Raw genomic sequence first — 23692 nt, 5'->3', positions numbered from 1 at the left:
CTCAATAAAGAGAACCGGCTTGTAATTTAGCAGTCATTGGTTATTTTAAAATTTTCACTTTAACAGTTTTGCGTCCCCATTTTTGAGCAGCGCTATCTGATCCAAGTAAGATGTCGATACGGTTACCTTTAATTGCACCACCAGTATCTCCAGCGATAGCTTCTCCGTAACCTTCTACCCATACTTTAGATCCTAATGGGATTACTTTCGGGTCAACAGCGATCATTTTCATGTTTGGATTCGCAGTTAAATCATGACCCATTGCAGTTAATACACGGCCGCCATATGTGCCACCGTTTTCGCTCGGGTGAGCTGTATATGCTGTAGCTACAACTGTTAACTCACGACCACCAGATGGTGTGCTAGTTTCAGCAGCTTTCACAGCAGGCTTAGCAGCTGGTTTTGCTTGTGCTGCAGGTGCTTGAGCCTTAGCTGGTGCTTCAGCTTTAGCAGGAACAGTCGTTTCTTGTTTCTCAATTACAGGTGCTGTACCTGTTAAGAAAGGAACATGAACATAAGCTGTTTTCCCGTTATATTCAAATTGTAACCACTCATTTTGTACTTGGTTCGTTGTTTCGATTACATCGTCTTTCTTCAACTTTCCAAGAATTTCTGAGTTTGTGTTCGCTTCAGCACGTACGTTTAATACGTTAGCTGTTACGTAGTAGATGCTTTTTGTGAACTCTGCACTTACGAATGCGTCTTTACCGTCTAAAGTAACTTTTGACCATCCGTTCTCTGTATTTTGAACATCTATCTTATTACCGTTTAGTAATTTACCGACAACTTTTGATTCCGTAGTAGGGTTTTCGCGTACGTTTAGTACGTCTGTTGTTACAACAGTTTCTGCATTAGCAGATGATGTGAAAATCCCAAGACCAAAAACTGCTGCTGTTGCTATACCAATTAATTTTTTCATGATAGCCTCCATTGCGTTTGTTTTCGTGTCCTCATTATAGCAACAGATTTTTTCGGATTTGGGGAAAACACACAATTACAAACCATTCGTAATGAGTCGTTAACATCCTGTAATATAACAAAAAATATAGGAAAGCGTTTTTCATTCTATATGACTCATAGGTTTCTAGTTATATTCAAAATATTTAATACAACATGTTTTTTTCGACGTAAATAAGAATGTTACAGGAACGTTACATGATGTTTACTAAACGATTACATTCCTTGAGTATTTTACCGTTTTATGGGTAATATAGTTATATAAACATAAACATTTTGTTTGTGAAGCTATAAACACGTGCTATATACTAGCAAAAAAACCGCATAATTGTTACAAAACGAAAGGGTTGCAAGGAAGAACTTTGCCCTTTTTTACATATGTAACACATCCTTTTTTAGGAAAATACATTCCTATCCGCGTTTTTCTCACACAATTTGACAGCAGTATTTCTAACTTGTAGCTCTTGCAGAGTGAAAAGGTTATACGAAAGGTAAGGCTGTCCATAAGAATTCGAATTGGTGAAGGTGAAAGTAAGAAAATCACCGCAAAATTATAGTTTTCTATCCGATTTTACATATCGGAATTTATGTTATTTACAAAAACGAAACCTACGAAGGGGGATTTGATGAGGAAACTGACAAAAACATTCATCGTTTCATTAACATTATGTATTGCATTTACAATTTGGGGGATTATTCCCGAATCTATTATTGGAAAAGGTAGCTTAGGAAATGTAACAACCGCAATTCAAACTGCATTAGTTAGTAAGTTTGGATGGTTTTATATTATTTCCGTTTCTATTATTTTAGGTGTATCTATCTTTTTAATTGTTTCGAAATACGGTTCTATTCGTTTAGGTAAAGATGATGACGAACCTGATTATAGTTATATGACATGGTTTGCTATGTTATTTAGTGCTGGTATGGGTATTGGCTTAGTTTTCTGGGGCGTTGCCGAACCATTAAACCATTTATACGCACCTCCGTTTGGAGAAGGTGCAACTGAGGAAAGTGCGCGCCTTGCACTGCGTTTTTCATTTTTCCATTGGGGATTACATCCTTGGGGACTATATGCGTTTGTAGCGTTATGTATTGCTTACTTTACTTTTAGAAAAGGAAAAGCAAGTACGATTAGTGCGACAGTAGGTCCGTTATTTAAGGGCGGGGAACACGGGCGTATTGCTCATTCATTTGATGTGTTAGCTGTTTTCGCAACTGTGTTTGGTGTTGCAACATCATTAGGTCTCGGTGCAAAACAAATTGCAGGTGGTGTTAGTTATTTAACATCTATCCCGAACTCATTAACGACTCAGTTAGTTATTATTGCAATCGTAACAGTATTATTTATGTTATCTGCGCAAACAGGTCTTGATAAAGGAATTAAATATTTAAGTAATACGAATATTATTTTTGCGTTTGCACTTATGATTATTGTATTATTTGCGGGTCCAACAAACTTTATTATGAATTACTTTACTTCAACAATCGGTTCTTATATTCAGGAATTACCAAGCATGAGCTTCCGTTTAAGTCCATTAGACGAAGGTGGAAACCAATGGATTCAATCGTGGACAATTTTCTATTGGGCATGGTGGATTGCGTGGTCACCATTCGTAGGTACGTTTATTGCTCGTGTTTCACGAGGTCGTACAATTCGTGAGTTTGTTATCGGTGTGTTACTTGTACCGACCGTAATTGGTGCACTTTGGTTCTCTGTGTTCGGCGGTACGGGTATTCATATGGAGCTGTTTGGTGATGCACATATCTTCGACAAAGTGACAGAAATGGGAACAGAAGTAGGATTATTCGCTATGTTCGATCAGATGGGCAGCTTTGGATCAGCTTTATCAGTTTTAGGTATTTTACTTATTGCAACATTCTTTATTACATCTGCAGACTCTGCAACATTCGTTTTAGGGATGTTAACGACACATGGTAGTTTAAACCCACCAAATCGTATTAAAATGATTTGGGGTATCGTTCTAGCCGCGATAGCTTCTACGCTATTATATATTGGCGGATTAGAAGCCTTACAAACGGCAGCTATCATTGCAGCATTCCCGTTCGTCTTTGTTATTTTCTTTATGATGGCAGCATTATTTAAAGAGTTACAAAAAGAAGGACGTATGAAGCGTTATTAATAATAGAAGGAAAAGAGCTGATTTCATATCAGCTCTTTTTTTATCCCTCTATTTGCTGAGCAGTAAGAACCTCACCTCAAAATTCAGCAAAAGCAAATAAATCGAGCTGCTTGTAAAAGCCCGATTGGTGATGGCTAATGAAAGTTTCACTTTATATAGAAGGAATTTGAAATGCGGGTAGGGGAAATAAAATACTTTACCATATAAGTAGTATGCCTTTTATACGAAGAAAAAACGATAGGTTTCGACAATATTCGATACCTTACGAATTCTATTCGTATTTTTGTCAAAAATATGTCGGAAATGTGTTGTCACGTTTATATATATGTGCTATATTATTTCCTGTAAGCGATTTCAAATAGTTTTAAAGCGCATTCAAGGGGGACATCTAGAATAATGAAACGTTACGAAAGAAAGTGGAAGCATATTTGTTTGAAACGTGTGGCACATCGTAGTGTCCAAGAAAGCACGGAACCTAAGACTGAAACGCGCAAAGAACAGCAAGAGAAGCAATTGGTTCTACAAAAATAGCAATCACTTTTTCGTATATAAATGAAGGTCGATCGTTCGTTGGGGGATGGACGTGAAATTACTTTCAGCTAAGGGGTATTGTCTGATATATAATTTATACGGCAATAAATAAGCACAGAGCATACGGCGCTCTGTGCTTATTTTTATTTATCTTTTTTGAATCGAACTGTCTTATCCCAGCCAATGACTTGTTTCTTGCTCTTTGCACGTAAGTATAAGATTAAGCTACGAATAAATAAGTACGTAAAGAGCTGTGCGTACGTAAAGTACATAATAACGCTAATAAAAATATTAGTCGGTGTAAAGGTTCGTTCGACACTCTGGGCACTAAATAATTGAGAAACATATGTAATATATGCGACATACCACATAAATAGTAGCGGAATGCTATATTGAATTTGGAATATCCCGAGTAGCCCAATTACAAACCAAACGTTCGAAATGATTAGGAATAGCCAAAATACAACATACACTAGAACTTGTTGTAAGGAATGAACGAGCAGTTTTCCTTTAAAGAAGCTTAATGACGAGAACATTTTCTCTAAAATGTATAAATTCCCTTGGAGCCAACGTGTACGTTGTTTAATAAGAATTTTTAAATGCTCTGGTTCTTGTTCCCAAGTAACTGATTCTGGGACGATTGGTAAGAGATAACCTTTTTGTGTAATTCGTAATGTTAATTCGGCATCTTCTGCAATTGCATAAGGGTCATAGCCACCAAGCTCTTCTAGTGCAGAGCGACGAAGAAGCATGTTTGTTCCTGTCAGTGAGCCTGTTTGGAATAGTAACCAGCGTCCAGATTGCATAAGGAGCTGGAAGATTTGAAATTCTAGCGAAATCATTCGCGTCAGCCAGTTTCTTTTTTCGTTTACTGTACGAACATGTCCAACTGCTCCAACAGCATCTTCAGTTGTTTCAGCGTGCTCTACAAGCATTCGCAGTGCGTGTGGTTCAGGTTGGTTATCTGCATCGTAAACACAGAAGTATTCACCATCTGAAATACTAAGGCCGTAGTTTAGTACACGTGATTTACCCTTCGGTTCACCGGGTGGAACACGAATGTGACGAATGTGGGCATAAGCTTTGTCGAAATCATCGCCGATTTCAGGTGTTTCATCTTGAGAGTTATCATTTAATAAATAAATGGTTAGCTTTCCTGGATATTCAATCTTCGCCATCGCCTCTAAAGTATCTTTAATAACGACCCCTTCATTATGAGCAGGTATGAAAATATCAACGCTCGGATAATGTTCTAGCGTACGATCTTTTCGTTTACTATTTCGGTGAATTAAGCCCGCGATTGTTAAGAAAGAGTAGTAAACGAGTAAGCCAGAGAATAGAAAGGCTGTAAAAATAAGTACATATTTAATTGAAAATGTGATGCTGATCCAAAAAACGAGTACGCAAAACAGAAGAAATAAAAGAAGTATAACGAGAGTCATCATAACAATGTCTGTCCTTTGTTTCCAATTTGCTCGCGTGAAATTTTTATATCTCGGATTGCTTCAGCTGCAAGCCATTGCTCCATTTTTGGCTTTAGGCGGTTCATTACAATATCAGCACCAGCTTCATGTGTGTTTTGTAATAAAATAACTAGCGTATTATTATCATATTCAGCAGCAAGGTCAAAATCATTCCTTACCGTTTCAACTAATAAGGAAGCTACACGGTCCATAACACTTTCCTTCGTATATTTACTAAAGGAAGTGAAATCAAAGTAAACAATAATGCCTGTTTCGTTACGACGATTCATTGCAGTCGTTAATAACGCTTGGCGTCTCTCGAATTCTTGTCTCGTTAGTAATTTTGATTCTCCAATATATTGTTCCAACGTTCTCACACGCTCAGTTAAAGTTTTATTTTCATGAATCACTTTTTTCAATAGGTGAGTTGTTATGTATACAATGAAGAAGTTAGCTGCCATCAGGAAGTGGGTAATCATATATTGCCATTGAACTGATGTACTCCATAAATGAAGCCATGCTTCATAAAATAAATAAAATACGGAAATGATGGTTCCTAGCATGAAGAAAATAAATGCTGTTTTGTCAGCTAAAAATAAGAATAGTACATTTACGATTACGTATATTATTGTAAAAATGAGCGCATGCTCATAATTCGTCACATGTACAGTAGTAAAATAAAATACAATTTGTAGAATCCACATAGAGAGGATTTTATAGAACTTATCTTTCACAAAACTTTCCTCCTTAAAGCTATTTCATCCATAGATACTTGTAGTATGCGCAATTATTAAGAAATTGACTATGTCGTTAAATTCTTTTGAAGGGCAACAACAAGTAGTATTTCTATTTTCATCAGAAAAATAAAAAGATCTAAACATTATTGTATCATAATGTTCTTATATTTGGGATAAGGTGGTTGATAGATATATATAATACGCTTGGATTGCATGAAAAAAGTCTTCTCTTGGAGAAAGAGAAGACTCTATATAAGTTTATAGGAACATCATACCTGCAACTGCTGCGTTTAAGAAGTTCGCTAATGTACCAGCGATAACTGCTTTAATCCCTAATTGTGCAATTTGTTTACGGCGAGTAGGAGCTAGCGTTCCTGTTACACCTAACTGAATTGCGATAGAAGAGAAGTTTGCGAATCCACAGATTGCGAATGTTAAAATTAGATTTGTTTTGTCAGAGAACTCTGCCATGTGTGGTCCTAAGTTTGCGTATGCAACGAATTCGTTGATTGCAAGTTTTTGACCGATAAAGCTTGCTGCTTGTACAGCTTCACCTGGAGAAACACCGATTAAGATTGCAAATGGTGATAATAAGTAACCGAAGATTAAATCAAGGCTAAGTTTAATATCGAACCAAGAACCAACCCATCCTAATAATCCATTTAATAAAGCGATTAATGCGATGAAAGCCATTAACATTGCTGCTACGTTAATAACAAGTTGCATACCTTCAGATGCACCGCGTGCAGCTGCATCGATAACGTTTGCATCTTCACGTTCTGTAGAAAGTTCAACGTTATTATCTACTTTTTCTGTCTCTGGCATGATTAGTTTTGCAATTAATAAGCTTGATGGAGCTGCCATAATTGCAGCTGCTAATAAGTGCTCTAACGGAATACCCATTGCTGCATAGCCGACAAGAACGGATCCAGCAACAGCTGTCATACCGCTTACCATAATAGTGAAGAATTCACTATTTGTTAAGCGTGCTAAGTAAGGTTTAATTAAGATTGGAGCTTCAGTTTGTCCTAAAAATACAGTCGTTACTGAGTTTAAGCTTTCTGCTTTAGAAGTGCCAAGAAGTTTACTTAATGCACCACCAACGACGCTAACAAATTTCTGCATAATACCGAAATGATATAAGATTGCTACTAATGAACTAATAAATACGATTGGAAGTAGTGCTTGAATAAAGAATACAAATCCCCAAGGTCCTTTTGCGTTGACTAAATCCCCAGCAACGAACTTAATTCCCTCGTAAGAAAAATTAATTAATCCTTGAACACCGTCAGCAGCGTGTTTTAAACCTGCTTTACCAGCATCCCATCGTAATACGATAAATGAAAATGACATTTGTAATGCTAGCGCAATTAAAATTGTGCGCCAATTAATAGCTTTGCGGTTGGAAGATAGTAAGAAAGCAATTGCTAATACTCCAATCACGCCGCCAATTCCCCATAAAAGATTCATGCAGTGTATGCTCCTTCCTCATAGTAAAAAAAGTGTATAAACCAGTTGTCTATACTTTTGCGAATATACATCTTAAGTAACTTATCATAATGGACATCGGAGGTCAAACGTCTAACGAAAAGTTTAAATAAAAAGAAAATTCTTCAAAAAAACACATATGAAATGAATGGACATGAAATAGGTTATGTTTTTTATGAGAATATATACATTATGATAACGTTATGGATTATTTTTGCAGAATAAAGTGTATGAAATGGAAGAATGGATACATTATTTTTATAGAGAGAAGGTAGGAGAAAGGGAGTAATATGTTGAACTCATAGCAAAAAGCCTTCTAGTAAACTAGAAGGCTTGGAAACTATTAATTAAGGTGCTTTCGTGTATCCTAAGAAGTGGCTCTTCCAATAAGAGTTACTTAATGAAGCGATTGCTACACCTTTATCTCCAGCTTGGATAAATGATCCGCCCCCAAGGTAAATACCCATGTGAGAAGGACCTGATTTATAAGTGTTTTGGAAATAAATTAAGTCACCTGGTTGTGGATTTGAAGTTTGTGGTAGGCTACTCCAATATCCCGCAACACTTTGACGGCTAATGTTATGACCAAATTTCTTAAATACGTGGTAGATGTAGCCACTGCAGTCTACGCCGTTAGCAGAAGTTCCGCCCCAAACGTATGGTACACCTTGCATTGATTTTGCATATGCAAGTACGGAAGAACTGTCGCCACTATTATTGCCTGTATTATTATTGTTGTTATTGTTTTGATTGTTATTTTGGTTATTGTTAGGCTTATTATCTACTGCGCCTCCAACTGGTGTTTTAGATAGGTAACGTGTTCCGATATAACCATTTTGACCGTTGTAGTTAATTTTGCTCCATCCAGAGTTTTCAGAGATTACTTGAACCTTCTGACCTTGTGGAAGTGCGCCTATGATTCTATAATTTGTACCTTCGCCGCTACGTACATTTAGTGCAGAAGCATTAATGTAATAGTCGCCAATTGCACCTTGGTTAGGTTTTTCAGGTTGCTCAGGAGTAGTAGTGCCACCTTTAACGAATTTTACAAATTCGCTACTAACAAAGCCTGTTTTTCCTTGGTAATTTACTTTAAACCAACCGTTTTCAGATCCAACTACGTTTAATGTTGTACCGTTTAAAACGCCACCAATTACACTATGGTAAGCGGCAGGGCCTGTACGAACACGTAAAGATGTAGCGTTAACTACGTAAGAACCACCAGTTTGAATAGTTCCATTATTATTGTTTTGCTCTTGTTTGTTGCCTTCTGTAACGTTTTCGTTAGAACCGCCTTTTGTTACGTAGTCTTTGCTTATATAAGCAGTTTGTCCTGCGTAATTGATTTTGAACCAATCTTGAACTTCGCCGACAACTTGTACTACTTGTCCTTTTTTGACAGAACCTACAGTTGTGTGAGAAGTGCTAGGACCTGTACGAACGCGAAGGGAAGATACATTTACTGTATAGTTTCCGCTTGCTGGTTTTACTTCTTGGTTGTTATTATTCGTATTGTTGTTTGAAGAACCCCCATTAGAAGAAACGCCAGATACGAATTCGCCACTTACATAACCTACTTGTCCATTATGGTTAATTTTCACCCAACCATTTTCTTGTCCAATTACGTTTAATGTTTGTCCTGCATATACACGTCCAGAAACAGAACTAGAAGTGTTAGGAGCTGTACGTACACGTAATACATCAGCAGTAACTTTATTGTTTCCACCTGTGCTTACATTGTTGTTTGCTGCTCCACTTTTTGATACAAATTCGCCACTAACAAAGCCTGTTTTTCCGTTAATGTTAATTTTGAACCAACCATTTTCTTCGCCAATCACGTTTAATGATTGACCGTTATAAACACGTGAGATGATGTCGTGAGAAGTGCTTGATCCCGCACGAACATGTAAGACGCTCGCGTTTACCGTATAAGATGAGTTGTTTGACGCAGAAGCTTGGACAGTTGTAGCAGCTTTTTGTGTATTTTGTTCAGGTGCAGCTTGAACACTATCAAGTGTAGGTGCTGCTCCTCCTGCTACAGACACTGCCGCAAGACCGGCAAGATACTTTTTCATAATTTGTCGATTCCTTTCTGTCTGTAATGTAGTGAAGAAATATTTACCAACTGTTAAAAATTCTAAAGAGCATGTCGATTACTGTCAAGGCTTATGTGGGAATCTGAATATGACAAAAAGATTACAAGAAAAAATCAAGGCATAAATTTACACCTTGATTTCCATTTAAATGCATATATTGAATATGAAAGGACAGAAATTATTCGTGTTTAAGAAGATGACATATTGGATTGTAACAAGATTTTATTAAAAGATTTTTGCAGTTTTTTGGTGATAGGTCCAACTTGCCCATCTTGAATCGCGGTTCCATCAAGGTGGGTCATTGGTAAAATTTCAATCGTTGTGCCTGTGAAAAAGCATTCATCTGCTTGATAAACGTCACGAACGCTGAAAAGTTCTTCTTGTACAGGTATGTGAAGAGTATTCGCTAAAGAAAGGACATATTGACGAATAATGCCATTTAAAATAAGGTGATTGGCTGGATGTGTGTAAAGGGTTCCGTTTTTAATTAAAAAGAAGTTGGAATGACTTCCTTCCGTTACAATACCATTCCTTACGAGAAGTGCCTCTTTACAGCCTTTCCGTTCAGCTTTCGTAGCAGCTAGTACGTTTGGTAATAAATTTAATGATTTAATGTCACAGCGTAACCATCGAGTATCCGGTTCTGATATAGCGCGTATACCATATTCGATCCATAACGCTGGTCTTTCTTTTTTTGTAATATAGGCATAAATTGTCGGAGGGTTGTCATATGAAAATATATGTGTGCGAGCTTGTACACCGCGAGATACTTGCAAATAAATTGTGCCATCTTCGTGGAAATGGTTTCTTTCAATTAATTTGTAAAGTAAAGTGATGAGTTCAGCTTTTGAGAAAGGGAGCGATAATTCTATTTCTTCCATGGATCGATATAATCTCGTTATGTGCGGATCTAATAAGTGAAAGTTCCCTTTATATAGGCGAATAACCTCGTAGACACCATCTCCGAACTGCAAACCTCTTTCTTCAAGTTCTATGTACGTTTGTTGTTTTGTTGTATCAATAACTTCATCATTCCAAAGTACAAATTTTTCGTATGCCAATTTCCGTCCCATCCTTTCGTAAGTACGTAAGTAACGTGAAACTTTCATTCATGCGAGATAAGAATCACTATAGTAATTTTTATGTAAGTAATTCTCTACATATGCCCGTAAATGCCCGATTGGTGAGGGCTGATTAAAGTTTCACTTTACAGCATTTTGTATATACAAATTCGAAAATAAGAATGAGAATCCTGCTTTTAAATAAAAAAAAGCAACATTCTTATGGAATGCTGCACAAGGAGGGTAGCTATCTTTCATAGGGACATTGTCTCGTTGAATGCTTTGTGTATGGAAACAAAACATGTTGAAAGACAATTATAAGAAAGTAGAAACAAAAGATTTACACATTTCTTTAAGGGATCTTACGAAAGATGAGAGATAAGAAATATGTAGAACCTTGTTTACATATTTTATTATAGAGATTCTTCATTAAAACTATGTGAATATTTGGTAAAGGTTATGTAATTTTAAAGTTAATGAATATAAGTAGTTGTATGGAAGAAAATAAAAAAAGAGGCTGAGATTACTCAGCGCTCTTCTTTTCTTCTTTAATAGCTGTTTTTACTTCACCAGTTTTGATCTTATTACTTTCAGAGAAGCGAAGTAAGTCACCCTCAATGATTTTATCAGACATGTTCAATTCATTTTGGGCACGATCAATTAGTGGTTGAGATTCTTCTTTCGGTAATTGTACAACTTCGCCAGTAGCACGGTCGTAGAATGTACTGTTTGTGTACATGTATTTATCTGTAACGAAGCTACCGTCACGAAGAACAACAAATCCTTTATTATCAGGTGAGAATACATCATGACCGAATCGAACGTCATTTGTAGAATCTACACCAAGTAAGTTTAGAATAGTTGGTTTAATGTCAATTTCACCAGTTGGTTTCGAAATTGTTTTACCTTCTTTTTGACCTGGAACGTGAATAAACATCGGTGTTTTTTGTAAGTTCATATGGTCAAATGCAGTGATTTCTTCTTTTCCTAAGAACTGTGCCATTGCACGGTTATGGTTTTCAGAAATACCGTAGTGGTCACCGTAGAATACGATTACTGAGTTGTCGTAAATACCTTCTGCTTTTAGACGCTCAATAAAGTGTTTCATTGCTTCGTCTAAGTAACGAGCAGTTACCATGTAACGGTCAAATACTCCATCACCAGAATTATATTCGTCGATTAATTTTGTACTTTCATCGTAAGTGAATGGGTAATGATTTGTTAAAGTAAGGAAGCGAGTATAGAATGGTTGCTTCACTTCTTTCAACATATCAATAGATTGATCGAAGTATTCGATATCTTTTAATCCCCAGTTTAATTTTGTTTCCGGCGTAATCTTGTAATCAAGCTCGTTGTAGTAACGATCATAACCAAGTGCTGGATACATAATGTTACGGTTCCAGAATGTTGCGTTGTTTGCGTGGAATACCGACGTGTGATACCCTTGCTGACGTAAAATTTCTGGAGTTGCTGTATATTCATTGTTACCGTGTGTGAAGAATACAGCACCGCGGTCTAGTGGATATAACGAAGTATCTACTAGGAATTCAGCATCAGATGTTTTACCTTGACCAGTTTGATGGAAGAAGTTATCAAAGTAATAACTTTCTTTCGTAAATTGGTTTAAGAATGGTGTAACTTCTTGTCCGTTAACTGTGGCACCAATTAAGAATGTTTGTAATGACTCAAGAGAGACAACAATTACGTTTTTCCCTTTTGCAGTACCGAACATATTTGGATCTGGTTTACTTTGTGTTGTTTTTACGTAGTTTTCTGTTTCTTGTAATTTACTACCGTCAGCGAATGCTTTTTGTGAACTTGATTTTGCTTGTAAGCCAAGATCGTATACTTGGTGTACATATAATCCTAAGTTTTTAACAAGCATAACGCGGTCGAATGAACGTGTTAATAGTTCTGGGCGTTCAGCTTCTGCAAGTCCTAAGTTTGCGAAGAAAATAGCAACTGTTGATACGAAGTATAGAGAACGCATCGGGCGTGCTACACGCTCTGTAGGTGCAAAGTTTTTCATTTTCTTCAACAGAACGAAGAATATGATAATGTCTGCAAATGCAAGAATAATTTTGTAGTTAAATAATTCTTTCACACTAGAACCTAAACTTCCGAAGTTAGATGTTTGTCCGAGTACTGGTAAAGTAACGAAGTCATTGTAGAACCCGTAGAACATTACGTTACCAACAAGAACGATTGTTAAGATAAAATTAATTCCTAGTGCTATATAGTTACGTTTTTTCCCTTTTGCAAATAATGCAAGACCAACAAGCAGTAATGATGCTGCTAATGGGCTAAGGAATAAAATGAATTCTTGCATGAAAGATTCAAGTTTTAAATCAAAGCTTGTGCGTGTAATAATGTAAGTTTTCAGCCATAAGGCTAAAGCTACGAATACAGTGAAACGCACATTTTGAAATTGTGATTTCAAGGTTTCTTTCATTCATTTCCACCCTTTCTCTATCAGGCTTGGTCGATTTTGGAGCGAAAAATGCTAAAATAAAAAATACATAGTTTTCTTGGCCATAATTAAAGGTTCTATATTCACCCATATACGACTATAACTATGCATACCCTTTTGGTTTCTTTTGTTGCTCATAAGCATAACGTCATTTCTGTATTATACAACAAAATTCATTTCTGAGAAACACTATAACATTTTACATTTTTTGTATAAGATTTGTCACTACCAGAGAAAACTTTAACATTCGTTTATATGTCCGTCAACTAGAAAATATAACAAAGATAGAGCAGAATGTTAAGTGGAAGTGAAAATTTTCTTTGTTGAGAAATAAGAAACGAAGATGGGCAAGGGTTATCTAGAAATCTATTATATGAAGGAAATCGTGTAAAAATTAACGAACACTTGTTCTTTTTTAGTTTGTTTGTTACAATGAAAGTTCATTGATAGGTTTTGTGTAATTTCCATGAACTTTTACTGATAACATATTGTAGCTTATTTCTTTTTAAAAATAGGGAGGCTTTTACATGAAACAAAAATTTTCAGTTGAAGCGTTTTGGAAGAAAGTAAAACATGTTGCAAAGCAAGCAGGGCAGTCGGTCATTTATACAAGTTTATTACTGTTTTACGTTTTGCAAAGACCCGATGTTCCAAAGCGAGTGAAAATTATTGTAATTGGAGCACTTGCTTATTTTATTGCACCGATTGATGCGATTCCAGATTTCATTGCTGGAATTGGCTATACGGATGATTTAGGGGCGTTAACGGCCGCACTAATACAGGTGTCGTTATACGTCAATGAAGATGTGAAAGATAAGGCACGAGTGAAGTTGGCAGAATGGTTTGGTTCGGATATAGACACAACATTTATCGATCAGAAATTAGGTCAATAGGTGAAACCTGTCATAAGGTGACAGGACGAACGTAAGCGAGGAAGTGCATTATGCCATCAGGAAGAACGCATACGAAAATAAACTTAATATCCCTTCCGGTTGTTTTGTTTTTGCTTTTTTCGTATGGATTAACAAATTTTGATTTTTTATTAACTTTTGCAATTGGTTTTTTAGTAGGTACTTCATTTTTAACACCGGATTTAGATACGTACAGTAATGCTTATAACAAATGGGGTTTCTTACGTATATTTTGGTATCCTTATAAAAAAGTAATGCCGCATCGATCTTTCTTTACGCATACGATTATACTTGGTGATGTGATTCGTATTGCGTACATGTTAATCGTCTTTTCTCCATTTTTATTTCTATTAAATGTAATCGCACTGGATGGTAATTTAATAGAAATTGCGAAGAAACATGAGGTTGAAATTGTAACGTTCTTAATGGGAATTGTTGTGGCAAGTACGCTCCACATTATAGCGGATAAAGTGAATACGCGCCGAAAGAAAATGATGAGAAAAAAGAAGAAACGCAGAAGATAAAGTGAACGGAAAAGGACCCTTGCAATTTGCAAGGGTCCTTTTTTAAACAAACGTTTGTTTCAAATTAAGCTTTCAGTACTTTAATTCCTTTTACAATGTTCCAGATGAAGTAGTATAAGCTGATGATTCCGCAAATAGCTAAGACAATCATTGATCCAATTCCAAGTGTTATATCTGCTTGTTCAGATCCCATGCCCATAATTCCTAAAATGGCTACGCCGATAAATGTAGCAATACTTGGAATGATGTGTGTCCATAGAGCACGTTTTGCATGTGGCTTTGTTTCAGCGTCCCCCACAATCCAAACGATAATTGGGAATAAGATAGGGGCAAATAGTACACTAAAGTACGATAAAGCAGCTAATATTTTGTTTCCATTCATATATATCACCTCATAAATAATGTCCGTTGTTATACTATTATTATGCAATAAATTTTGCAAGCTTTCTATCGATGAACATTACAGGAACATGACGATTTTGTAAGATTTTTTTGTTAAATGATAAAATTTTCAAAAAAATCTTTTTTAATGGAAATTGTTATGGTACAGTATAAATGGAAGTTGTTGAAAACGTTTTCTTAAACGTTTTTTTATTTTAGGCTTAAAGGTATGATGACCTGATAGTCTATTGATGAGGTTATTCTATTTAAAAGGGGATTCTTTAGGGGGAGAGAACAATGAACACATGGACACAAGTTTATGATCCATTCGGAAACATTTGGATTTCGGCAGCGGTCGCACTTATTCCGATTATCTTTTTTTTCTTAGCTTTAGCAGTTTTCCGCATGAAAGGGTATGTGGCAGGATTTATTACAGTTGTACTTACAGTTTTAGTAGCGTTATTCGCTTATAAAATGCCGTTCACGATGGCAATGGCAGCGACCGGATATGGTTTCTTATACGGATTATGGCCGATTGCTTGGATTATCATTATGTCGGTATTTTTATATAAAATTTCTGTAAAAACAGGTCAATTCGATGTGATTCGTGCATCGGTATTATCGATTACGAACGATCATCGTCTACTCGTTATTTTAATTGGATTTTCATTTGGAGCATTTTTAGAAGGAGCGGCAGGATTTGGAGCACCAGTAGCGATTACAGCAGCGCTTCTTGCGGGTCTTGGGTTAAATCCTTTATACGCAGCAGGTCTTTGTTTGATTGCAAATACTGCACCAGTGGCGTTCGGAGCGATGGGAATTCCGATTACAGTTGCTGGACAAGTAACAGGTATTGATCCACATAAAATTGGACAAATGGCTGGACATCAATTACCGTTCCTATCATTATTTGTTCCATTCTTTATCGTATTTTTAATGGATGGATTTAAAGGGATAAGACAAACGTGGCCTGCGTTACTTGTAGCGGGTAGTTCATTTGCAATTACGCAGTTCATTACAGCGACATTTTTAGGGCCGGAACTTCCGGATATTACATCGGCACTTGTAAGTTTAATTAGTTTAGCGCTGTTCTTAAAAGTTTGGCAGCCGAAAGAAATCTATCAATCCGAGCAAGCAAATAGTGAAGCAGCAACAACAACGACAGCAGCATCGATGCCGAAATTAACGTTTGGAAAAGTAGTAAAAGCATGGTCTCCATTTATCGTATTAACGGTTATGGTAGTCATTTGGAGCCAAAGTTTCTTTAAGGCATTATTCGCTCCAGGAGGGGCTTTAGCAAGTCTTGTATTTAAGTTTGAAATTCCAGGTCTGCATAATCTAGTAATGAAAGCAGAGCCGATTGTAAATAAACCAACGCCTTACGAGGCAATTCTGAAGTTTGATGTATTATCAGCAACCGGAACGGCGATTTTAATTGCTTGTATCATTTCCATGTTTATTTTGAAAATGAATGTAAAAGATGCAGTAGTGACATTTAAAGAAACGTTAAGTGAATTAAAAATACCAATTCTATCAATCGGATTCGTACTAGGGTTTGCATTTATCGCAAACTATTCTGGTCTATCTTCTACGTTAGCGTTAGCACTAGCAGGAACTGGCGGACTATTCCCGTTCTTCTCGCCTTTCTTAGGCTGGATTGGCGTATTCTTAACAGGGTCTGATACGTCTGCGAATGCACTGTTCTCGAATTTACAAGCCATTACAGCGCAGCAAGTCGGCGTATCTGAAGTGCTTCTTGTTGCAGCAAATACAACAGGCGGTGTAACAGGTAAAATGATTTCTCCGCAGTCGATTGCGATTGCTTGTGCAGCAGTTGGTCTTGCTGGAAAAGAATCGGATTTGTTCCGTTTTACAGTGAAGCATAGTTTGTTCTTCGTAATTATTGTTGGTATTATGACTTATGTTCAGGCTTATTATTTAACGTGGATGATTCCATAAACAACAAAAGAAATAAACTTTGACTTTTCCAAATTATGGTGTATGATGGAAAAGTATTGAAAATTAAATCAGTGATAAACTAGGGGTGCCTAACGTATGCGTAGGCTGAGAGAGAAGCGCGTGAACTTCTTAACCCTTTGGACCTAATCTGGCTCGTACCAGCGTAGGGAAGTTAACGGCTTTACATAATGATGTCTTTATGAGCCAGGTCCTTATTTTTTTATGGACCTGGCTCTTTTTATGGAAGATGAGCAAATTGGGAATACCGACAGTAGTGGATAGGGTTGTTCAACAAGCAATCAGTCAAGTGCTTAGTTCAATATTTGAAAAACAATTTAGCGAATCTAGTTACGGCTTTAGACAAGGGCTCTTTTATGTTTGTATTTCGGAACTTCATCATATTTCTTTAAATAATAAGCACGGTAAGTAGCTTCACGAAGTTGTACAGAGTTGGCAGCTTCAACCATGTAATAACGAAGATACTGGTTTCCCGTTCGTGTCATGGGTGTTCGTTCCGATTCAAAGTTTCCAGATTGCGATTTTTTCTAGTAAAGACCGGTGTATTTGGCCAATTGTGCTTCGTTCTCAAAGCGTTCAATTTGTCCAACTTCCGCAATGATTCCCGCGGCGTATACGACTCCAATGCCTGGAACACTTGTTAAATATCTCGCTTCTGGAATGGCTTAGAATAAAGCAGTAATGCTTTTTTCTATCTCTTTGATTTGTTTTTTCAATGTTTGAATCAATCGTGCATAAGTGGCTAATACAACGTCCACAGAGTCTTGAACGACCTTACCTAGTCGGTAGGAGTCACGTATGGCTTTCTTGATGGTTTTCGCTAAATCTTCCGGGTCGCTAAAGCGTCCTTTCCCCTTTTTCTGAAGAAGAGTAGCGAGTGCTTCTAGATCCATTTCTGCGATTTCATCCAACGAAAGGGAATCTGAGAGTATTTCCATCATCGTCGCACCAAAAACAGAGGTATTTAACTCTTTCGATAACGTATTACATTTGTAGTAAAGGTTCTTCAGAAAGTGTTGCTTACATTCTGTTTGCTGGTGAACGAGTTGATATCTAGATCGTGTTAAACGTTGAAGGGCAACGTATTTTTCCTCCTTGATAAGAAACTTATTATACCGTCCGATTCGTAAAAAATCGGCAATACGGAAAGCATCTATTTTATCGGTCTTATCTTCTTCAAAGAGTTTTTTATACCGATGGATGGCTTTTGGATTTTGTACGACCACTTCCACGTCTAAAGCCCTCAAATCCTTATCTTCCGTTAGGAACATGGAAGGATGGAAACTATAGACGGAAGTAGATTCCATGCCAATGACAATTTTTTTATAGTTGTACAACTGGTGAAAATGGAGAACATCCTCCTTAATGGCGTTGGCACCATTCACATCGTTTGAAAGACAAATTTCTTTCAAAACAGTGTCATGACTGTCAAGAAAACATACATCAAGTTTTTCAGAGCTTACATCAATAGCTACGAATAATCTCAAAGAAAGGACCTCCTTTCTTTGAATAGTATTTGGAATGAGCTTGGATACTGTGGGATCTCCCTAGAGTCCAAAACATAGCCACAACCTCGCGTATGAGTATTCAATGATTACCTTCATCTAAGCTGCCCTCCCACCACTATGAGAGGTAAGTGAAGGAAACCGATACAGCTTGTGCGTATGCAGTGTATTTTGGTCTGGGTCACAGTCTTTTAACGTGGTCGAACTACAGGAGGAGTAAGCATATTCCCGATGGGTCCATTTTCATACTTCCATTATCTGGGGAAATCCCCCAGTATCCAAGACTAAATTTTACCCATACATCATTTTTTTGATGTAGCTCTTGAAGATAAAAACTATTTAATTTTCAAGGAACAGTTATTAACTTAAAACTTATTATACGAGGAGGGTGTATCATGAAAAAAATATGCTTTGTATTAATTGTCGATGCTGGTATAAATTATGGTTCAATATTTTCTCTACCATTTTTAAGGAATCAGGATGATTTGAAGGAATATTTTTCTAAGTATTATGATGTTTCAATTAATTATATTAGGGATAAAAACTCAGTTGACTATTTGGTAGTTCCCAAACCGTGTCCAGCTTTTGATAATGAAAATAATCTTCCAATAATTGAAGTACCAGCAATCTTATTTATGGAAAAGAATTTTGAAAAAATAAAGACTTATATAGACAATTATTTTTCTAATAACTCATAAAGAAAATAAAAGTACAGTAAAAAGAAGTCCGATAAAAAACGAGTGGTGTAGAATATTTCTATTAATCATTCGTTTTTTATTATATTTACATATATTTTTTAAAAGAGGATTATAGACGTTCTGAAAAAAATTAATTATAACAAGAACAGTGTTCGTGCTACTATCTACGGTTATTTTTTGTACTAAGTATCCCTTTAACTAACAAGACAACAAAAAATAATTAACGTATTAAGGAAAATGTTACTTTAAATGTAAGAGCTTTTTCTTTGAGTTTTAGCTCTGAATAATAAAGGTAGTTAAATCACTAAATGGAGGAGCAGGTCAATTTTGTTCCTTGTATAGTAAATTGTTACCTATCTCTATTGCAGATTGTATGGCAGGTAGCAGTTGTAGCGAAATGCAGCAGAGACAAAGGCTCTTTGTCAAACGGGACTGATGAATGTATTTGGCAAGTAAAAAATGGTTCTTTCCGGAGTTAGTTGAAAAGTCTCATTCTCTCCAAAAGTAGAATCTTTGTCCGCAATGTGGAGAATTTGTATCGACCATACATGATTCTTTTAATAAGCTTTAACTTGTTTATGCTCCCTTCGGCAAGACCATTATTATTCTCATAAGTTACCGCATTTCTGACAGCTTCAATATCCCCGGCTAATCCATTCGTAAAGCTCTTAAACTCTTGTATATTAGTATTCTTCATTTTCTCAATACAATGGTCGAAATTCTCAACACTCTTTGTGGTGAAGATGTTTTTAAACTCCCATGTTAAGTCATAAACTATTTTTACAATAGGGTGTTCTTCGTAATTATTGTTGGTATTATGACGTATGTTCAAGCATATTATTTAACGTGGATGATTCCATAAAGAGAAAAAGAAATAACCTTTGCATTTTTCAGATTATCGTGTATGATGGGAAAGTATTGAAAATTAAATCAGTGATAAACTAGGGGTGCCTAACGTATGCGTAGGCTGAGAGAGAAGCGCGTGATCTTCTTAACCCTTTGGACCTGATCTGGCTCGTACCAGCGTAGGGAAGTTAACGGCTTTACATAATGATGTCTTTTATGAGCCAGGTCCTTATTTTTTTATGGACCTGGCTCTTTTTATTTTGGCATGCGCTGGCCATATCTCGTCCTTGTCACGAACAGGGGAGGCAACAAAGGTTATGAAACAGTCTGTTTCAGCTGAGCAAATTGAATTGAAATCGAGTTTACCAGGGAGTAAGAAAGTATATGTGGATGGACCACGCGCAGGCATGAAAGTGCCGATGCGTGAGATTGAACAAAGCGAAACGAACGGCATCCCAAATCCTCCAGTCCGTGTGTATGATACGAGCGGTCCTTATACGGATCCGGCGTATAAAGTGGAGCTGGAAAAGGGAATTCCAACGCCGCGTCATTCTTGGATCATGGAGCGCGGGGATGTAGAGGCATATGAAGGGCGCGAGGTGAAACCAGAGGATGATGGTGTGAAAGTGGCTTCGAAACATACACCTGTTTTCCCGCAAATGGATCGCCAGCCGCTTAGAGCGAAGCAAGGTGCAAATGTTACGCAAATGCATTATGCGCGTAATGGCATTATTACGTCTGAGATGGAATACGTTGCAATTCGTGAAGGAGTAGAGCCGGAGTTTGTTCGTAAGGAAATCGCAGAAGGCCGCGCTATTTTACCAGCGAATATTAATCATCCAGAAGCTGAACCGATGATTATCGGGCGTAACTTCCATGTGAAGGTAAACGCGAATATCGGAAACTCTGCTGTATCTTCTTCTATTGCAGAAGAAGTAGAAAAGATGACGTGGGCTACTCGCTGGGGTGCAGATACGATTATGGATTTATCTACAGGTAAAAACATTCATACGACGCGTGAGTGGATTATTCGTAATGCGCCTGTACCAGTTGGAACTGTGCCGATTTATCAAGCGCTTGAAAAGGTAAATGGAATTGCAGAAGATTTAACGTGGGAAGTGTACCGTGATACGTTAATTGAGCAAGCGGAGCAAGGCGTGGATTACTTTACGATTCATGCTGGTGTATTACTTCGTTACATTCCAATTACTGCAAAGCGTACGACAGGTATCGTTTCGCGTGGTGGTTCGATTATGGCGCAGTGGTGTTTATTCCATCATAAAGAAAACTTCCTATATACTCATTTTGAAGAGATTTGTGAAATTATGAAGCAGTACGATGTTTCGTTCTCTCTTGGAGATGGATTACGTCCAGGATCGATTGCAGATGCAAATGACGAAGCACAATTCTCTGAGCTTGAAACACTTGGTGAATTAACGAAAATTGCTTGGAAACATGATGTGCAAGTTATGATCGAAGGACCTGGACACGTACCGATGCACTTAATTAAAGAGAATATGGAGAAAGAGCTTGATATTTGTCAGGGCGCGCCGTTTTATACACTTGGGCCACTAACGACAGATATTGCACCAGGTTATGACCATATTACATCGGCAATTGGAGCTGCGATGATCGGTTGGTTTGGAACGGCGATGCTTTGTTATGTAACGCCGAAAGAACATTTAGGTTTACCGAATAAAGATGATGTACGCACGGGTGTTATTACGTACAAAATTGCAGCGCATGCGGCTGATCTTGCAAAAGGACATAAAACGGCTCATCAGCGTGATGATGCACTTTCAAAAGCACGTTTCGAATTTCGTTGGCGCGATCAATTTAATTTATCTTTAGATCCTGAACGTGCGATGGAATATCACGATGAAACGTTGCCTGCAGAAGGGGCAAAGACAGCTCACTTCTGTTCAATGTGTGGACCGAAGTTTTGTAGTATGAGAATTTCACATGATATCCGTGAATATGCAAAAGAAAATGATTTAGAAACGACAGAAGCAATTGAAAAAGGAATGAAAGAGAAAGCAGAAGAATTTAAAGAAGCTGGTAGTCATTTATATCAATAACACATTACACCTCTTTACTTGATTGATCACACTGTAGTACCTAACTTTATTATAGAAGAAGCCCCATTTGCTAAGACGGTAGCAAATGGGGCTTCTGTTGTTTATCCCGCTATTTGTGGGCAGTAAGACCCCCACCTCAAAATTCAGTGGAAGCAAAGAAGTTAGGTCGGGGTCGGGCTGCCCGTAAAAGCCCGATTGGTTAAGGCTAATAATCAGTGGGGGATGAACAAAACCCCCACTGATTAAAGTTTCACTTTATAAGGCGAAGAAGAGATGTACCCAGTAGAATAAGAGGAATAGTGTGACGACTGTTGTGAGCGGGATAACGATAAGGGATACACTTAAATAGTCTTTCCATTTTACTTTAATTTTGTTTTGTTTCAGAATATACATCCAAATGAGTGAAGCTAGTGTACCGATTGGTAGTAATAGTGAACCGATGTCACTACCAATGATGTTTGCAAGATAGATTGTTTTTAATGTGACTGGATCTAGTCCCATTTCTGTTAATGTAATTGTACCAATCATAAGGGCAGGATGGTTATTGAAGACGTTAGAGAGGATGGATACAAGTCCGCCCATTGCAAAGCTAGCATAGAGTAGATGCTGATTCACAATTGGCTCGAGCCATTGTACAAGTGCAGCTGTTAATCCTGCGTTGTGGAGTCCGTAAATAATGACGTACATAGAGAAGGCGAAAATTAAAATGTGCCACGGTGTCTTTTTCAAAATGTCGACAGGATTTGTTCGTAAGTAGTACCATCTCCAAATGAGAAGAACGAGTGAACCAAGTACTGCAACGATTTCAATTGGGATGGATAAGAAGGATGCAACGAATAGAAGACAGCGCATAAGGAAGACGAAACCTAATACTTTTAACATGAATCTTGTCCGTTTTTGTTTCGTATCAACAGAATTATTTCCTTTTAGTGGATGGAAGTTTTTCGTGAAGAAAATTTCTTCAATATCATATGAAGAAACAGGTAATTTTTTCGGAAGTTTTTTCTTCAAAACTGTATACATGAGCCATGACATAAATAATAAGCCTAATGTTGCAGGTACAAACATCATAGCAGTATGCATATAAAGAGTCATATTAACGATATTTAATGCGATTAAATTTACGATATTACTTACACCAATTGGTGCACTAGATGCCGTAGCGATTAAAGCACCACTTAATAAATAAGGAATTTGCTGATGAGGTTTTAATTGAAGATTTTTTAGAAGAAGAATTAAAATTGGAGTTGTAATTAAAATACTACCGTCGTTATTGAATAAAAGAGTCATGAGAAAACATAATAATTGAATATACCAGTATAAGCGGCGTCCAGAACCCTTTGCTAAATTTGCTAGTTTCGCTGCGGACCAATGGAAAAAGCCGAAGCTTTCTAATATAACTGCCATGACGATGGTCGCTAATATTGTTATGGAAGCACCGCCAATTTTACTTATAATATCCATGACGTCTGGTTTTGATACAAGTCCAGTAATTATGATGATACCAGCTCCGATTGCTGCTGGCCACGCCTCATTTAAACCTCGAGGCCGCCAAAAGATAACAATCATCGTTAAGAAGAATACAATAATAGTAATCCATATTTCAATGCTCATATTTTGCCTACCTTTCTATTTTCCCTTGAATAGATGTAGCTTGTCTCAAGGTTATATTGGTAGTATATTCAGCAAAAAATAAGAAGAACTAGACGTATAACGAGATGAAGCGAATATGTGTTTTTCATGCTAAAGGACAAGTGTCACTAGTAGTGAAATAACTATTGTGATAGGAGTCTATAAATTGATTGGGCAGTAAGGTAGTAAATGAGAT

Annotated in this window: 17 protein-coding genes, 2 pseudogenes and 2 riboswitches; of the genes and pseudogenes, 7 read left to right on the top strand and 12 right to left on the bottom strand. The window is 37.1% G+C overall.

Annotated features, from left to right (window positions below; all coding sequences use genetic code 11):
* Window positions 1-40: 40 nt before the first annotated feature.
* Window positions 41-919 carry a cell wall-binding protein EntA gene (locus QCI81_RS13010; protein WP_000733343.1) on the bottom strand — a complete coding sequence of 293 codons (879 nt, stop codon included), beginning with the start codon at window positions 917-919 and terminating at the stop codon, window positions 41-43.
* Between the two features lie 664 nt (window positions 920-1583).
* On the opposite strand from QCI81_RS13010, the gene opuD reads away from it, so the two are divergent.
* Window positions 1584-3098: a glycine betaine transporter OpuD gene (gene opuD, locus QCI81_RS13005; protein WP_353810788.1), complete on the top strand. Its 1515-nt coding sequence runs from the start codon at window positions 1584-1586 to the stop codon at window positions 3096-3098.
* Between the two features lie 674 nt (window positions 3099-3772).
* On the opposite strand, the gene QCI81_RS13000 is transcribed toward opuD, so the two are convergent.
* The 6 genes from QCI81_RS13000 to QCI81_RS12975 form a co-directional block, all read right to left on the bottom strand.
* Window positions 3773-5074: a glycosyltransferase family 2 protein gene (locus tag QCI81_RS13000; protein ID WP_000988751.1), complete on the bottom strand. Its 1302-nt coding sequence runs from the start codon at window positions 5072-5074 to the stop codon at window positions 3773-3775.
* Window positions 5071-5826 carry a dGTP triphosphohydrolase gene (locus tag QCI81_RS12995; protein ID WP_353810787.1) on the bottom strand — a complete coding sequence of 252 codons (756 nt, stop codon included), beginning with the start codon at window positions 5824-5826 and terminating at the stop codon, window positions 5071-5073. The genes QCI81_RS13000 and QCI81_RS12995 overlap by 4 nt, the downstream gene beginning before the upstream one ends.
* Before the next feature lie 261 nt (window positions 5827-6087).
* Entirely contained in the window at window positions 6088-7299 is a 1212-nt protein-coding gene (locus QCI81_RS12990) for a NupC/NupG family nucleoside CNT transporter (RefSeq protein WP_001051020.1), read from the bottom strand.
* A 365-nt stretch (window positions 7300-7664) separates the two neighbouring features.
* Window positions 7665-9392, bottom strand: coding sequence for a C40 family peptidase (locus tag QCI81_RS12985; protein ID WP_353810786.1), 1728 nt, complete (start codon window positions 9390-9392; stop codon window positions 7665-7667).
* A 209-nt stretch (window positions 9393-9601) separates the two neighbouring features.
* On the bottom strand, window positions 9602-10486 hold the full coding sequence (locus QCI81_RS12980; protein ID WP_075717958.1) for a D-amino-acid transaminase: 885 nt from the start codon (window positions 10484-10486) through the stop codon (window positions 9602-9604).
* A 511-nt stretch (window positions 10487-10997) separates the two neighbouring features.
* Window positions 10998-12926 (bottom strand): LTA synthase family protein, encoded by a 1929-nt coding sequence (locus QCI81_RS12975; RefSeq protein WP_098125977.1) that lies wholly within the window; start codon window positions 12924-12926, stop codon window positions 10998-11000.
* Window positions 12927-13471: 545 nt separating this feature from the next.
* Between QCI81_RS12975 and QCI81_RS12970 the strand changes: the two genes are divergently transcribed.
* Both QCI81_RS12970 and QCI81_RS12965 read left to right on the top strand, forming a co-directional pair.
* On the top strand, window positions 13472-13837 hold the full coding sequence (locus QCI81_RS12970; protein WP_000810378.1) for a YkvA family protein: 366 nt from the start codon (window positions 13472-13474) through the stop codon (window positions 13835-13837).
* A 50-nt stretch (window positions 13838-13887) separates the two neighbouring features.
* Window positions 13888-14379 carry a metal-binding protein gene (locus tag QCI81_RS12965; RefSeq protein ID WP_001139059.1) on the top strand — a complete coding sequence of 164 codons (492 nt, stop codon included), beginning with the start codon at window positions 13888-13890 and terminating at the stop codon, window positions 14377-14379.
* 64 nt (window positions 14380-14443) lie between these two features.
* On the opposite strand, the gene QCI81_RS12960 is transcribed toward QCI81_RS12965, so the two are convergent.
* Window positions 14444-14761 carry a magnetosome magnetite crystal formation protein family gene (locus tag QCI81_RS12960; protein WP_053563349.1) on the bottom strand — a complete coding sequence of 106 codons (318 nt, stop codon included), beginning with the start codon at window positions 14759-14761 and terminating at the stop codon, window positions 14444-14446.
* A 296-nt stretch (window positions 14762-15057) separates the two neighbouring features.
* Between QCI81_RS12960 and lldP the strand changes: the two genes are divergently transcribed.
* Entirely contained in the window at window positions 15058-16719 is a 1662-nt protein-coding gene (gene lldP, locus QCI81_RS12955) for an L-lactate permease (protein ID WP_353810785.1), read from the top strand.
* A 71-nt stretch (window positions 16720-16790) separates the two neighbouring features.
* A riboswitch (TPP riboswitch) is annotated at window positions 16791-16906 on the top strand.
* Between the two features lie 169 nt (window positions 16907-17075).
* Here the strand turns inward: lldP and QCI81_RS27175 are convergent.
* Together QCI81_RS27175 and QCI81_RS12945 are read right to left on the bottom strand one after the other, a co-directional pair.
* Window positions 17076-17399 (bottom strand): annotated as a pseudogene (locus QCI81_RS27175) (transposase).
* A gap of 3 nt (window positions 17400-17402) precedes the next feature.
* Entirely contained in the window at window positions 17403-18224 is an 822-nt protein-coding gene (locus QCI81_RS12945; RefSeq protein ID WP_372584150.1) for an IS110 family transposase, read from the bottom strand.
* A 413-nt stretch (window positions 18225-18637) separates the two neighbouring features.
* Here QCI81_RS12945 and QCI81_RS12940 point away from each other — a divergent pair, with 413 nt between their 5' ends.
* Window positions 18638-18940 carry a hypothetical protein gene (locus tag QCI81_RS12940; protein WP_000717611.1) on the top strand — a complete coding sequence of 101 codons (303 nt, stop codon included), beginning with the start codon at window positions 18638-18640 and terminating at the stop codon, window positions 18938-18940.
* A gap of 475 nt (window positions 18941-19415) precedes the next feature.
* On the opposite strand, the gene QCI81_RS12935 is transcribed toward QCI81_RS12940, so the two are convergent.
* On the bottom strand, window positions 19416-19685 hold the full coding sequence (locus tag QCI81_RS12935; protein WP_053565465.1) for a transposase: 270 nt from the start codon (window positions 19683-19685) through the stop codon (window positions 19416-19418).
* A gap of 45 nt (window positions 19686-19730) precedes the next feature.
* Between QCI81_RS12935 and QCI81_RS27170 the strand changes: the two are divergent.
* Together QCI81_RS27170 and thiC are read left to right on the top strand one after the other, a co-directional pair.
* Window positions 19731-19802, top strand: a pseudogene (locus QCI81_RS27170) (L-lactate permease); the annotation flags it as partial.
* Between the two features lie 71 nt (window positions 19803-19873).
* Window positions 19874-19989, top strand: a riboswitch (TPP riboswitch).
* A gap of 114 nt (window positions 19990-20103) precedes the next feature.
* Window positions 20104-21864: a phosphomethylpyrimidine synthase ThiC gene (gene thiC, locus QCI81_RS12930; RefSeq protein ID WP_000814450.1), complete on the top strand. Its 1761-nt coding sequence runs from the start codon at window positions 20104-20106 to the stop codon at window positions 21862-21864.
* 255 nt (window positions 21865-22119) lie between these two features.
* On the opposite strand, the gene QCI81_RS12925 is transcribed toward thiC, so the two are convergent.
* On the bottom strand, window positions 22120-23478 hold the full coding sequence (locus tag QCI81_RS12925; protein ID WP_000021123.1) for an arsenic transporter: 1359 nt from the start codon (window positions 23476-23478) through the stop codon (window positions 22120-22122).
* Window positions 23479-23692: the final 214 nt, after the last annotated feature.

Source organism: Bacillus cereus group sp. MG20, from assembly GCF_040459885.1.
GTDB lineage: Bacteria > Bacillota > Bacilli > Bacillales > Bacillaceae_G > Bacillus_A > Bacillus_A cereus.
The sequence above is the reverse complement of the archived record's forward strand: the minus strand, read 5'-3'. Positions and strand labels throughout refer to the sequence as shown.